This window comes from Latilactobacillus parafuchuensis (assembly GCF_055271665.1).
Map to the genome: position 1 here is coordinate 644678 of NZ_CM143875.1, position 15239 is coordinate 659916.

The 15239-nt window shown below is 43.3% G+C and carries 10 protein-coding genes; 5 read left to right on the forward strand and 5 right to left on the reverse strand.

What is annotated here, in order from left to right; translation table 11 throughout:
* Positions 1–3 precede the first annotated feature (3 nt).
* Positions 4–1056, reverse strand: a complete 1053-nt coding sequence (locus ACVPPQ_RS03485) for a S66 family peptidase (protein WP_463495718.1) — start codon at positions 1054–1056, stop codon at positions 4–6.
* A gap of 139 nt (positions 1057–1195) precedes the next feature.
* On the opposite strand from ACVPPQ_RS03485, the gene ACVPPQ_RS03490 reads away from it, so the two are divergent.
* A complete protein-coding gene (locus ACVPPQ_RS03490; RefSeq protein ID WP_463495720.1) occupies positions 1196–1765 on the forward strand; it encodes a PepSY domain-containing protein in 570 nt (189 codons plus the stop codon).
* 60 nt (positions 1766–1825) lie between these two features.
* Here ACVPPQ_RS03490 and yicI read toward each other — a convergent pair whose 3' ends face one another.
* Together yicI and ACVPPQ_RS03500 are read right to left on the reverse strand one after the other, a co-directional pair.
* Positions 1826–4117, reverse strand: coding sequence for an alpha-xylosidase (yicI, locus tag ACVPPQ_RS03495; protein ID WP_463495722.1), 2292 nt, complete (start codon positions 4115–4117; stop codon positions 1826–1828).
* A 36-nt stretch (positions 4118–4153) separates the two neighbouring features.
* Positions 4154–5404, reverse strand: a complete 1251-nt coding sequence (locus tag ACVPPQ_RS03500; RefSeq protein ID WP_463495723.1) for a PTS sugar transporter subunit IIC — start codon at positions 5402–5404, stop codon at positions 4154–4156.
* A 103-nt stretch (positions 5405–5507) separates the two neighbouring features.
* Here ACVPPQ_RS03500 and ACVPPQ_RS03505 point away from each other — a divergent pair, with 103 nt between their 5' ends.
* The 3 genes from ACVPPQ_RS03505 to ACVPPQ_RS03515 all read left to right on the forward strand — a co-directional run bounded on the left by ACVPPQ_RS03505 (position 5508) and on the right by ACVPPQ_RS03515 (position 9895).
* Positions 5508–6311, forward strand: coding sequence for an AraC family transcriptional regulator (locus tag ACVPPQ_RS03505; RefSeq protein ID WP_463495724.1), 804 nt, complete (start codon positions 5508–5510; stop codon positions 6309–6311).
* A gap of 109 nt (positions 6312–6420) precedes the next feature.
* Positions 6421–7878: a glycoside hydrolase family 1 protein gene (locus tag ACVPPQ_RS03510; RefSeq protein ID WP_463495725.1), complete on the forward strand. Its 1458-nt coding sequence runs from the start codon at positions 6421–6423 to the stop codon at positions 7876–7878.
* 1 nt (position 7879) lies between these two features.
* A complete protein-coding gene (locus ACVPPQ_RS03515; protein WP_463495726.1) occupies positions 7880–9895 on the forward strand; it encodes a beta-galactosidase in 2016 nt (671 codons plus the stop codon).
* Between the two features lie 50 nt (positions 9896–9945).
* Here the strand turns inward: ACVPPQ_RS03515 and ACVPPQ_RS03520 are convergent, their stop codons facing one another.
* Together ACVPPQ_RS03520 and ACVPPQ_RS03525 are read right to left on the reverse strand one after the other, a co-directional pair.
* Positions 9946–11877: a glycoside-pentoside-hexuronide (GPH):cation symporter gene (locus ACVPPQ_RS03520; protein WP_463495728.1), complete on the reverse strand. Its 1932-nt coding sequence runs from the start codon at positions 11875–11877 to the stop codon at positions 9946–9948.
* Between the two features lie 24 nt (positions 11878–11901).
* Positions 11902–13953, reverse strand: coding sequence for a beta-galactosidase (locus ACVPPQ_RS03525; protein WP_463495729.1), 2052 nt, complete (start codon positions 13951–13953; stop codon positions 11902–11904).
* A gap of 257 nt (positions 13954–14210) precedes the next feature.
* Here ACVPPQ_RS03525 and ACVPPQ_RS03530 point away from each other — a divergent pair, with 257 nt between their 5' ends.
* Positions 14211–15218: a LacI family DNA-binding transcriptional regulator gene (locus tag ACVPPQ_RS03530; protein ID WP_463495731.1), complete on the forward strand. Its 1008-nt coding sequence runs from the start codon at positions 14211–14213 to the stop codon at positions 15216–15218.
* The last annotated feature ends 21 nt before the right edge of the window (positions 15219–15239 follow it).

Below are 15239 nucleotides of genomic sequence, written 5' to 3' on the forward strand. Positions count from 1 at the left end.
TTACTAGTCAATCATATTAATTTCTAACTGATCTAAATCCACCCGGACTTCCGCCCCATACGGTAACACACAACGCGGATAAGCATGGCCAAAATTGACGTTGTACAGAATTGGCGTTTGATAAGGTTCAGTAATCGTTAATAATTCGGTTTGGTAGTCCGCATAATAGCGTTCGTTTTGTGGTTTACCGACGATGATGCCTTGAACGACGGCCAAAATCCCAGCTTGGTTTAAGGCTTGCAACATGGCCCGGTATTCGGTTGGGTTCGGTTGCTCTTCACTGGTTTCGATGAACAGGATTTTAGCCTGCCATTCCGCGATTGATGGCATGATTTGATACTGTTCAGCACTGGCTTTAATCGCTGGAACCATCAATAAGTCGGTCAGACTTTCTAAACAACCGCCTAATAATTGACCGGTTAGCTGACCACTGCCACGCAAAACCTCAAAACCATGGGTTTCCGGATGACTAATCCGTGGCGTCCCAACCGCGTCAGCTGAAAAATCAGTTCGTTCTTCATACCAAACTGGACTCGAGCTGATTGTGGCCCCAGCAAAACCAGTCAAATATTGGGTAAAGGCCCGCTTGGTGTACGGCAACATCTGTTGATCTAATTCGGCCAAATCGTTTAAAAAATTGGGCCCGTAATAAGTTTGGAGTCCTAAGCGGTAAAACAGCAGATGATTATTAGTCGTATCCGAAAAACCGGTGACAATTTTAGGCTGGTCACGAACATTAGCGATGAATTGCGGGTCAGTCATTAAAAATGGCCACAAGCGATATGTATCCTCGCCACCAATCGCACAAATAATCCCTTTGATTGAGTCATCGGCAAACGCCTGTTTCAAATCGGCCGCCCGCTTTTCCGGATGCGCCTGTAAATCAGCCAGCCCATTACGACTATTAGCCATATAAACGGGTTCTAACCCGAATTCACGTAATCGTTGCTCACCTAATTGACGCTGATGCGCCGCAAAATCTTCACCTAGCACCCCACTCGATAAACTAACGATTGCCACACGGTCCCCAATTTGTAACGGTTTCGGTTTTAACATTTCAAAAACCCCCAATCCTTAAATTGTCTTTTATTATACAAGTTTCGCCTAAAAAGACTAGGATTAACGCTTCAGTTTTGACGCTACATATTCTTCTTGTTATAATTAGAATATACTAATATAAAAAGTGAGGTTTCCCATGTCTAAAGTTATCTATCTCGGTTTAACAACTGTCCTGTTAGCGACGTTGGCGGGTTGCCAAACCCAATCCCAGCCAACAACCTCTGAATCGGCCGTATCAAAGTCGACGGTCAAAAAAGCCACTGCGTTACAATCAATTAAAGTCACTGCTGATGAGGCACTGACTATTTTTCAGAAAAAACATCCCCAAGTTAAAGTGACACATCTCGAATTAGAGACAACATTGGGCCAATATTTCTACGAAATCGAAGGTCTCACTAGCACCGATGAAGTCAGCCTCAAAATTAACGCTAAAACAAAAGTCATTTCTGACCAACAGTCCGAAAAACTGGAAATGGACGAGCAAGATACAGACGATACTTTAAACTTAAAAAACCTGCTGTCGCTTAAAAAAGTGACTTCAATCGCGCAAAAAGCGGTTGGCAGCGGTGAGGCTATTAGTTGGGAACTGGCAAAAGAAGTCGGCATCACCCACTGGAACGTCGCGGTTAAACAGGATCGTCAAACCACCGATGTTCAAATCAACGCGCAAACCGGTGAAGTCTTAACCAAAGAAGTCGACGACTAATCAGCCGCATAAACAGATAAAAGGCTCATCCAGAATCTGGATAAGCCTTTTTCGTATCTCTCATTTTAAAGTAAAACTTTCACAACTCGTCGTCATTTGGATTTCTTTAATCGTCGTCCCTTGATACCAAATTAACTTCGGCAAAATCTTTAAGCATTGCGCATCAACTGATCGTTCATGACCATCAACTGACACGGTCACCGTGACGAAGCCCACTTGATTGCCGTGACTATCGACAACGGCTTGTTGGTGTTGACCGGCCGTCATTTGGAAGAGGTGGATTTCTGGTGCTTGGGTGTAATCATATTCTGCATGGGTGGCCGTTGGATCTTGTAACAGAATCGTATTTTGACGTGCTAATAATGGTAAATTAAGATAATCATATTTTTCTTGTAACCATTGACCATTTTCAGGCACATCATAAACTTGATGCGTTAACAGATTGGTCCAGACGCCGTTGGGTAAGTAGTATTTAACCGTTCCCTGATCGTTAAAAATTGGCGCGACCATCAATTGACTACCCAACATATATTGGGTCGCGAGATGCCCGACATTTTGATCCTGATCAAATTCGAGGAAGACCGGACGCATTAACGGCACACCCGTTTGGTGCGTTTGAACGGCTTCGCTGAATAAATACGGCATCATCGCTAACTTATTCTTAACAAACTTACGGGTGACCGCGACCGCTTCATCATCGTAGTTCCAAGGTACCCGATATTCGATATTGCCGTGATAGCGACTGTGGCTGGATAGTAATCCAAATTGGGTCCACCGTTTATAAATATCAGCCGTTGCATTGTCTTCAAAACCGCCGATATCGTGGCTCCAAAAACCAAATCCAGACAATAAGAATGATAAACCGCCGCGCAATGAATCCGCCATTGAAGCGTAGCGTGATAGGTTGTCACCACCCCAGTGAACTGGAAATTTCTGCGACCCGACCGTGGCCGAACGGGCAAACAAGACCGCTTCGTTGATGCCTTTCTTTTCTTGTAAGACTTCAAAAACCGTTTGATTATAGAGATAGGTGTAATAATTATGCATTTTTTCAGGCGATGAACCGTCGTAGTAAACAACATCTTCAGTCGGAATTCGTTCGCCAAAATCGGTCTTGAACGAATCGACGCCCATATCCATCAATTCTCTTAAATACCCTTTATACCATTCAACGGCTTGCGGATTGGTGAAATCAACAATACCTTGACCCGCTTGCCACAAATCCCATTGCCAAACGTTGCCGTCTTGGCGTTTAATGAAGTACCCTTTTTCTTGGCCAATTTTAAAGAGTCGTGATTTCTGACCGATATACGGATTTAACCAAACACAGACTTTGACCCCTTTTTCGTGAATGCGTTGTAACATACCCTCTGGATCCGGGAATTTTTGACGATCCCATTCAAAATTGGTCCATTCAAAACCCTTCATCCAGAAGCAATCAAAATGGAAAACATCCAATGGGATATCTCGTTCTTGCATGCCATCAATAAACTTCATCACCGTTTTTTCACTGTAATCGGTGGTAAACGAGGTCGATAACCATAAACCAAACGACCAAGCGGGTGGTAAGGCCGGCTTGCCAGTCAAATCTGTATATTTATTGAGAATTTCTTTAGGCGTCGCACCGTAAATCACATAGTATTCCAGGCTTTCACCAGGCACACTAAATTGCACCCGTGACACGTTTTCAGAAGCGACTTCGTAAGACACGTTCTCGGATTGATTGACGAATACACCGTAGCCTTGATTCGTGATGTAAAACGGGATGTTTTTGTACGATTGTTCGCTACCCGTGCCACCATCCGCATTCCAAGTGTCGACGACCTGGCCGTTCTTAACAAATGGCGTAAACCGCTCACCTAAACCGTAAACTAACGTATCAATATCAAGTGATAATTGCTCGCGCATATAGCTTTCATGGTGTTTCGTATCGACAATTTGACCTTGCGCACCATTTTCAGAAGTGGTCAGTGCTTGACCGTTGGCTTCAAACACCAAGTTAAACGGTTGATGACCGACCGGTACTTTAACGGTTAAATCACCTGATTTAATCGCCAAGCATTGATCAACCACACTGGTTTTCAGCTTTTTTTGTTGATCATCAATCGCAAACCTAGGGCCTTGAGCAATCTGGTCAAAATGGGTTAGCTGCACCCCGATGATATCGCTTTGCGGCGAGGTAATCGTGAGCGTCGTCATCCCAATATTGAGCGTATCGCCGCGTTCGGCGACCTTTTTATAAGGCGCGTACAACGTGACCGCTTGTTCATCAACTTGAAAATCATAAACTTCTTGCGGGTGATTGACGGTCATCCCGTCACGGTCCATCCAATAGCCGTCTGTAAATTTCATTTTTTAAAAACCTCCGTTTAACTTAAAGCAAATATCCTAATTCTGTTGCGCTAATTCATCAGCCGCTTCAGCTTTAACCGCTGCGCGATCACAAATTTTAAAGAATGGCCAGTAAACAACTACTGAAATCACGAGTTGAATCGCTTGCCATAACGGTGCGCGCCAGTCGCCACCGGTGATTAAGTACCCGTTGATAATGGTTGGTGTCGTCCATGGAATCTGAGCAATTACCATGCCAATCACGTGGAATTTCATTAAGAAATAAGTAATCCCTTGTAAAATCATCGGTACTGAGATAAATGGAATCATCAAAGTTGGGTTTAAAACCACTGGGAACCCAAACATGATGGGTTCACTGATTTGGAAGATAGCGGGAACAAACCCTAACCGGCCCAATTGTTTGTATTGTTTACTCCGGGCAAATAACATACAGATGACCAAACCTAGAATGGCACCAGTGCCACCAATGTTCATCCCAAAGTTTAAGAAACCATCAGCGGTAATATGGGTCGCCATCTGACCTTTAGAAACTTCGGCAATATTGCCAGTTAAAAATTGTAAATAAACGGGTGACGCGACGGCGCCAATCACGTTGTTGCCGTGAATCCCCATGGTCCATAATAATAGCGTTAAGAATAAAACAAATTCCATCCCCCAGAAGCTGTTTAAACCAACAACTAATGGTGAGAAGATTGCTTGAATGACATCATTGATTTGAATATTACATAAAACACGGACAAACCAGAAGAATAATAAGGCTGCCCCACCAGGAATCAATGATGCAAAAGAATTAGCAACTGCCGGTGGTACTGAATCTGGCATTTTAATGACGATATTCCGTTTAATGAAGAAATGCATAATTTCGCTAGAGACGATTGCAACGACAATCGCAGTAAACATCCCGCCTGAACCTAAAGTTGACGTATCAATCGCAAATTTCGAATTCAACATACAGATTAAAAATGAAATGAGACCAATGGCCGTTCCGGCTAATGGATCAATTTTATTAACCTTAGAGGTTTGATAACTCATCCCAACCGCTACGATTAAAGCTAAAATCCCAAAAGTCACCGTGACGGGTGCTTGTAGTTTGGGTAACATCGACGCAATTAAATCGCTCCAACCAGGGATTGGTAAATTGGCGATGATCATAAAAATACTACCAAAAATGGTAAACGGTACGGTGATAATCATGCCATCCCGTAATGCAATTAAATACTTCATATTACTGAATCTTGCTAATGTTGGACTAAACTTATTCTGGAACCATCCAGTTAACGCTTTCATTTATAATTCCACCTTTCTTTCAATATGTTCACATTATCATAATTAAATGTTATTGTAATTACAGATATTTATTGATAAATACAAGATATTGAAGGTGACCCTATTGAGATATAGTTTTAAAAACAAAGATCGTTCACTCCCACTTTTTATTGATAGTATTGGCTACAACTGGCTACAAGAAGATGTTTCACGGCCAGCTGGTTATCCATACGTTCATTGGTTACAAACTTATTCAGGCACTGGAATAGTCGTGATTGAAAATCAAGAAATCCTACTGACTCCCGGCACCGGTATTTTAATTAATCAAGATATTCCTCACGCTTACCACGCGACTAGTCCCGAATGGCGGACCGGCTATTTCACGTTTGGTGGTGCGTTAATTTCCGAAATCACCACCATTTTAGGTTTTAATGATTACTTGTCCATTCAGCAACCCGATGCTACCTTGGCCAACTTCATTCAGAAATCACACACTGAATTCAGTCAAGACGACGCCGATCCTTACGCTTCTTCCGCGTTGGTCTATCAATTTCTATTGTTGATTAAAAAATATCGGGTTAAAAATCCGAATAATTATCAACTGAATAAAAAAATTGTCGAACCGATTTTGCACTACATTCATCGCCATTACCAGCAACCAATCGATAACCAAGATTTCGTTAAATTGACTAACTATAGTTTACAATATGTTTTAGAAGTTTTCCGGAATAATCAAGGGGTTTCGCCCCATCAAGTGCTCTTGGATTATCGGATTCTGAAAGCCAAAGAATTATTATTAAATCAGCCCAATTTGTCGATTGAAGAAATTGGGCGGCAAGTCGGTTTCCAAACAAATAGTTATTTTATTGCAATGTTCAAGCGTAGCGAACGCGTAACCCCAGGTAAATTCCGTGGATTCTACAAATAGGTATAGTTTCATTTTCTACTATTTTGCCATTAATATCGCTAATTACAGTCGCCTTTTTTTATGGTAACTTGGTATTATCGCTACAATTGTTAATTTTGGAGGTTATATGATGACACAACAATTTCCTGAAGACTTCCTCTGGGGAGCGGCTTCAGCTGCTTATCAAATTGAAGGCGCTGCCACGACTGACGGTAAGGGTCCATCAATTTGGGATACATTTGTTCAACAACCCGGCAAAACTAAAAACGGCACCACCGGCGAATTAGCCGTTGACCATTACCACCGGTTCCACGAAGATGTCACCTTAATGGCCCAAGCAGGCTTGAAAGCCTATCGTTTTAGTATTGCTTGGAGTCGTATTTTGCCCGATGGTGAAGGGGCCGTCAACCAAGCTGGGATTCAATTCTATTCTGACCTAATCGACGACTTACTGCAACACGGGATTCAACCCGTCGTCACATTATATCATTGGGATTTACCGCAAGCCCTTCAAGACCGCTATAACGGTTGGGAATCACGCGCTTTGGTCCCCTTATTTGAACGTTATTGTCAGATTCTGTTTGAAGCCTTTGGTGACCGGGTCACTTATTGGGTCACTTTCAACGAACAAAATGTCTTCACAAGTTTAGGCTACCGGTGGGCTTCTCATCCACCCAATGTCTCAAACGTTAAACGGATGTATACCGCTAATCACGTGATTAACTTAGCCAGTGCCACGGCGATTAACCTCTTCCACAAGTTGGTGCCAAACGGTTCAATCGGTCCTAGCTTCGGTTATGGTTATGTTGCGCCTGAATCAGCACATCCACTCGACATATTAGCGGCCCACGATGCTAACCAACTGAATAATGATTGGTGGTTAGACGTTTATTGTCGCGGACAATACCCGCAAAAAATCTTAACCTTGTTACAACAATTAAACTTGGCTTTTGACATCACGGATGCCGACCAAACCTTATTAAAATCGGCCAAACCCGACTTTATCGGCATTAATTATTACCACGGCGGGACCGTCAAACGGCCAGCGGTTAACCAACAACCAACGGCCGATAAATCCTTCACTAAGATCGATCCCTATTTAATGGCCGCTGATACCCAAGATGATTCAATTGAAAGTCATTTATTCCAATCCGTCAGCAATCCCTATCTCGAAAAAACAGAATGGGGTTGGGAAATCGACCCGATTGGTTTCCAAATTGCTTTACGGACCGTCTACGAACGTTACCAACTCCCGATTTTCGTCACTGAAAACGGCCTCGGCGCATTTGATACATTAACCGCCGACCACCAAATCAACGACGACTACCGCATCAACTACCTCAATGATCATTTATTACAATTACACGCCGCAATTGCTGCTGGTGTGCCGGTGATTGGTTATTGTGCATGGTCTTTCACCGATCTCTTAAGCTGGCTGAACGGTTACAGCAAGCGTTACGGTTTCGTTTATATCGATCGTGACGATCACGACGCCAAACAACTCACCCGGATTCCGAAGAAAAGTTTCTATTGGTATCAAAACGTGATTCAAAGTAACGGTCAATCTCTGAACTCGGAGGTTAATTAACATGCACAAAACACTTGGGCAACAACTATTATTTGGTGGCGACTATAATCCAGAACAGTGGCCCGAAGACTCTTGGGAAAATGATATTCAGCTGTTGCAACAAGCCCACATCAATTCAGCCACGATTAACGTCTTTTCATGGGCGCTCTTAGAACCGGCTGAAGGTCAGTTTGATTTTACACAACTTGAAAAAATCATTGAACTACTGACTAAATATGATTTCAAAATCGTCCTTGCGACTGCTACAGCCGCCTTGCCTGCTTGGTTAGTGCGCCAATACCCCGCTGTTGGCCGCGTTAACCCTAATGGGATTCAACAACAACATGGTAAACGCCATAACGCGTGCCCCAACAATCCTGATTTTAAACGACTCGCCAGTCAATTGGTCACGCAGCTTGCCGAACGTTTTGCCAATCTACCCAACTTAGCTTATTGGCACATTTCTAATGAATACGGCGGTCTTTGTTATTGCGACAACTGTGCACAGGCTTTCCGCGACTGGCTTCAAGTTCGTTACGGCGATATTGATACCCTCAATACTGCTTGGAACAGTCATTTTTGGAGCCACACATACACCGATTGGATCGACATTCTGCCACCCATGCGCACCACGGATTTATTCTCGAATGGCAAACCGGTTTTAGGGGGCGCCGCGCTCGACTATCAACGGTTCCAATCCGATAGTTTGCTCGCCAACTACACCATGGAACGCGATATTATTCGCCAGTTTGATGCGACGACCCCGATGACCACTAATTTAATGGGCAGTCAAAAGGATCTCGATTATTTCAAATGGGCGCCCGAAATGGACATCATTTCTTGGGATAATTATCCGAGCTACGACACTCCGGCTAGTTTTACGGCCATGCAACACGATTTAATGTACGGTTTGAAACAAAAACCATTTCTATTGATGGAACAGACACCAAATCAACAAAATTGGCAACCGTTTAACGCGCTCAAAAAACCGGGCGAAGTTCGTATGTTTAGTTTCCAAGCCATTGCGCACGGAGCCAACAGTGTCCAGTTCTTCCAACTTAAACAATCATTAAGTGGCGCTGAAAAATTCCACGGCGCCATTATTCCCCACAGTGGCCAAACGACTGGTCGGATTTTTAAAGAGATCGCCCAGTTAGGCACCGATTTTCAACAGCTACCCGCTAGCCTACTCGACACCTCTAAAAAGGCCCAAGTTGCCTTAGTTTTCGATTGGGATAGTTATTGGGGCCTTGAAAATTCAATCGGACCGACGACCAAACTGGATTACGTTCAAATGATCCACCGCTATTACGCACTGTTCTACCAAGCCGGGATCGCCGTCGATTTAATTTCGACTGACATGGCTCTCACCGATTACCACTTAGTGTTAGCGCCTAAACTATACGCCGCTGACGCCCAGTTCTCGGCTAAAGTGACCGAATACGTCACTAATGGTGGCCAATTCGTGACGACCACTATGGCCGGTTTAACCGATGACCATGATCACATCATTCCGGGTGGCTATCCGGGCGCTTTTCGGGAAGTTCTCGGCTTAATGTTTGACGAGACTGATGCACTGCCTAATGAACAAACCGTTGCCTTAGTTGATCAACAAGCCAACGTGTTAGGCACCGGCGCAACCCTCTGTGATCTGATTCAAGTGTCAACGGCTGAACCACTTGCTTACTACGGCGATTCAGTCTTTTATCAAGGCACACCGGCCGTCACCGTTAACCATTTCGGTGTTGGTAAAGCCTATTACATCGGTACGGAGCCCGATTCTGACTTCCTAAACAAGTTATTAATCAACCTCATCCCGCTGACTCAAATTCAGGAACAACATAATCCACACGTTGAAATCACGACCCGTGAAACGACTGATGAAGCTTTCCACTTCGTGATCAACACCACTGATCAAACGCAACCGACCATCAATCCGTATCCGGGCCAACTCGACTTGCTTTCCGGTCAAATCTGCCCTGAACAATTACAATTAGCACCTTTTGCGGTGTTGATTTTCCGGATAAAGAAATCTTAAGTTAAACTAAAACGACCAACACCCCCATTAGGATGTTGGTCGTTTGTTGTTTATGGCTCAAACATGACAGTTGTCACGGCTTCTCCGTGAATCACGATGCCTTCATTTAAAGTCGTCATCTGCCGAACGTGACCCGGTTGCGTTAAGAACGTAATCACGACATCATTGTAGCCGCGTGCTTGAATCAACTGTTGATCGAAGGTTAACAGTAACTCGCCCGCTTTAACCCGTTGCCCATCGGTATAATGGGTCACAAAGCCTTCGCCACGCAGATTAACCGTTCCTAACCCCACATGCATCACCGCTTCTAGTCCATTGTCAGAAATAATCCCTAACGTATGTTTCGTTGAGAACGTGAATTTAATTGTCCCGTCAAACGGTGCATACAACTGACCTTCATTCGGTTTAATCGCAAAACCTTTTCCTTGAAGACTATCCGGCACCTGATCAAGGGCCATTAGTTCCCCTGAAACCGGTGCTTGCATCGTCACTGAAGCTAACGGTTGGCTACCTGGGATTGGATCGTCACCGGCAGGATTATCTTGAGCTAATTTAACCTGCAAGGCTTCCACAATTTCAGCATGTTTCTTTTCGGTAATCTTGACTTTAAACATGAAGATTACTAAGGCTAAAATCGCCAAGATTAAGGGTGTATAGAACGCGAATAACTCGAAAGTATGAATATTTTTAGCAGTCATATCCGCCGCAGTCGCACTACCGGTCATCCCGGCCATGATGGCAATTGAACCGACAATCCCGTTTGAAAAGGCGCCCGAGATTTTATCGAGCATTGGTCGAACCGCTAGAACAACGGCTTCATTCCGGTTACCATTCTTCAACTGACCGTATTCAATCGCATCGGTTAATGATAAAACAACAACCAATTGTGCGAATGTGAAGTTAAAGAGTAATAAACCGATAATCAACCAGACCATGTTGGTGCTGGCGAAAATAAAGATGATGTACGAAATAATCATCGCCACTTGTCCAACCGCAAATAATATTTTCCGCGGAACAAATTTATTTAAAATTGGATATAATGGCGCGGTTGAAAAACCAATAATCGTCGCAACGGCTCCGGCAATCCAGAATTCTCCTGGTTTACCGATGACAAATTTGAATAGGTAGAACAAAACCCCATTGGTGACGACATAAGCTAACGAATACATCAAGTATGCTAAACTGATCCATAAAATTTGATCATTCTTTGCAATCCCAACGAAGACGTCTTTAATCGTCGTTTTTTGACTGGCTGCTTGACGAATGACGTTGGTTTTTTCAGTGGTGCCAAAAGCGACGGCTAAAGCGGATAAAACCGCCACAATCGCCACAATCACCGCAAAGGCTAACCAGCCTTGAGGCCCTTGTTCGTGTTTACCCGTTGCTAAATACGTGAAATAGGTTGTTACTGGCACTACAATCATCGTTAAACCATTCCACCCAATCGAACCGGTGAAACTACCAAGTGATGTGAAAATCCCTCGTTCATGACTATCTTCACTAATCGCTGGCACCATGCCCCAATAAGCAACATCTGCAAACGAATAGAAAATATCTAAGACCACAAAGATAATCACAAAAACGATTGCGAAGGCCACCCAGCTCACTTTGGCTAACCCGAAAATACCGGTAAACACAACCACTAGCAAAATTGAACTGACAACACTCCCAATCACTTGCCATGGTTTAAACTTGCCCCATTTAGTATGGGTGTTATCGACAACGTTCCCGATCAAAGGATCAACAACTACTTCAGCTAACCGAATAATCACCACTAAAGTTGTAATTAATCCAATCAGTTTATTGGCAACGTGTTGACTCAATCCACTAAACATCCCACTGGTGACATAGACAATGAAATAAGTGCTGAGTGCCCCATAAAAGGCAGAATGGCCTAAATTACCTAACGCAAAGGCGATTTGTTCTTTAAACCGTCCGTGTCCGAATTTCTTTGACGTCCCCGTATCTGTTTGACTTGCCATAATTGGCCTCCATTATTAATTGAATTAGATTGATTCGCTGAAAACGCGGACACCATAACCTGGTATTTCAGTTGCAGTGGCTGCTGGTTCAAGTTGTAAACAATTGTGTAAATCGCGTTTCAATTCAATTTGCGTCTTTTGATGGCTAAAGTTAATCACGAAATAATAACGTTTCGTAGCCGCTTCACGAACTTGAATTGAAACCGATGAAGTCTGTTTGCTAATTGGTAATTGATTATTGAGTCGTAATTCTGCACAAATCGATTGATAAAAATCATTTAAAAAAGCTTGTTCCGTTCGGCAGGCCAGATAATAGGCCGTTCCCGTGCCGACTTGATTTTCAGTAATCGCCGCCGTATTGGCGTAGAAATCTTGTTGATAATACCCGATTGTTTGGGCAGTCGTTGGTTGTAAAACATCACTATAATCGGCGGTTTGATACGTTTTTTTAAACGCTGCAACTTGATTATGTTGTTGCGGATATAACGTATCGGTTTCGGTCACCGTCAACCCGTAAGTAGCGGTTAAAGCTTGTGGCCAACCACCTTGATGGGCTAGGAAATCTTGATCAACTACGCCACTAAGATAGGTCCCAACTAAATGGCCACCTTGTTGGACATAAGCTTGTAATTGAGTCGCAAATGACTTGCTCATCATAAAATGCATCGGATCGATCACTAATTGATAATCATTTAAATCAGCTTCAACCGACACAAATTCAACCGGAATATCATGTTCCCAGAAATATTGATAATGATTTTGAATCGTTTGCCAATATTTTTTGGTTTGATTCGCATAATTCCGCGCATCATCGAGTGCCCACATATTGTCGTAATCAAAGACAATCGCGACTTTAGCGACTTGATGGGTCGTCTTTAACGCCGGTTGTAAATCAGCTAAATCCTGGCCGACCTGACCGACTTCTTTAAATACCCGCGATTGATTACCGAGGCGATTATCGACGACGGCACCGTGGAACATCTCGGAAGCCCCGAGTGATTGATGCAATTGGAAATACAAAATGGAATTCGCGCCGTGCGCAATCTCTTGTAAACTCGCCATGCGGTGCATCCCCGGCCGTTTCGCCCGATTAAACGGATGCCAATTGACTTGGGAGGGCGTATTTTCCATGATTAAATAGTTCGCGTGTTTTAAACTGCGCATCATATCATTCATCAATGCCGTTTTTAACGCTAACCGTTGACTACTTTCATAATCATTCGCCCAATTAGGGTACGAATCCCAGCTGACGATATCGACGTGTTGAGCAAATTTTTGATAATCTAAATCATAAAAAACGTGTGAATCTGGCGGATTACCACCCATAAAATTCGTGGTGATTGGCACTGTCGGCGTGATTGCCCGCAGCGGTGTCGTTTCTGCATCGTAGAAACTGATGGTTTGATCGGTAACAAACCGGCGCCAATCAAGATTTAAACCCATCACGGTTTGATCACCCAAAGGACTAGGTGCTTGAATTTGGGCCCAATCAGTATACGTATGACTCCAAAAAGCATTCCAGTACGCGTGATTTAAGTTTGCTAACGTTTGGTATTTACGTTGCAACCATTTTCTGAATTCCGCTTGGCATAACTCGCAATAACATTGGCCACCAAACTCATTGGAGATGTGCCATAAAATTAACGCTCGTTTTTGACCGTAACGTTCGGCTAATTTTTGATTAATGATTTGTATTTTTTGCCGATAGATTGGTGACGTATAACAATGATTGTGCCGTTCACCGTAGTTTTGCCGTTGACCATTTTGATCAACTCGTAAAACTTCTGGATAGGTTTCAGCCAACCAACGTGGCCGTGAACCGCTGGGTGTTGCCAGAATAACGTGGCCGCCAATTGCGTCTACTCGATCAAAAATCCGGTCCAACCATTCGAACTCAAATTGACCTTCAACTGGTTCTAATTTGGCCCATGAAAAAATACCTAAAGTCGTTGTATTAATTTTAACGGTTTTAAAATCTTCAAAATCTTGATCGATGACGGTTGGTTGTGCTAACCATTGATCGGGATTATAATCCCCACCATGTAAAAATTCATCGACTGCTAATTGCTTGCTCATCGTTAGTCACTCACTTTCATTTCGCACTACTTGATGTCATAAGCATACTCAAAAAAAACGCCGTCAGCAAGCGCTTTCTTGTGGTTAATTACTAAAACATAGTAAACAATTTTTACCATTTATTCACTATGTTTACCTACCGTTAATATGGTATATTGGAGCTAATAAATTAATGACGCTCAATATCTGGCGCGATTAACATCATTAATTAGTAAACAAATATGTAACCGATTACAGTTGTGAAAGGGGTTTTTAAGGTGTCAACGATTCGTGAAATTGCGGCCAAGTCGGGGTATTCCCCCGCAGCCGTTTCCAGATTATTAAATAACGATCCAACTTTTTCCATTTCAAACGCTGCACGCCATAAGATTCTTAAAACAGCCGAGAGCCTAGATTATCAACCATCAAATACCCATAAAAATACCCATTACCAAATCGCCGTCCTATTTGCTGTTTTACCGCAAAAAGAGCTCGAAGATACTTACTTTAGTCAACTGCGCACCAGCATTGTGGACTATGCGACCAAAACCGATTTAGAATTGACCTTCTATCGTGAAGTCACGGCAGTTCCAACCACTATCGACGGTTTCTTAGCGATTGGTCAATTTACCGCCGCAGAGTTAGACCAACTCAATACACGCTCCAGCCACGGTGTCTTCGTGGATTCCAGTCCGGATGCCCACCGTTTTGATGCTGTCCAACCTAATCTACAAGCGATGACGGAACAAGCTATCGACACATTTGTCGCGGCTGGCAAACAAAGAATCGGCTTTATTGGTGGTAAATTCTGGTCGTTGGATAATACCACTACTTTTTTGAATGATTCCCGACGCAAATATTTCGAAAGCCATATGCACGAACTAAATCGGTTTGATGCGCAAAATATCTTTATCGGTGATAATTTTTCGGTTTCAACCGGCTACACTTTGGGTCGCCACATTGGTCAATCATGCACTAAAGAAAATTTGCCAGACGCTTTTTTAATTGCCTCTGACCCTTTAGCAATCGGCGTTCTACAAGCTTTTAATGAACACCAAATCACTGTGCCGAACGATACCGCGATTATCAGCATTAACGATCTCGATATTGCACAATACGTCGCGCCGCCACTAACCACGTTTAGAATCGACACCGATGAATTGGGTCGGGTGGCCATTAACCGTTTAAAAGAAAGTATTATTTTTAACCACCCCACAAAACAAACGATTCTATTAGAGGCACCGTTGATTATTCGCAAGAGTTTCGTCCCACAAGAGACCCACTAAAAAAATCCCATCCCGCTTTTT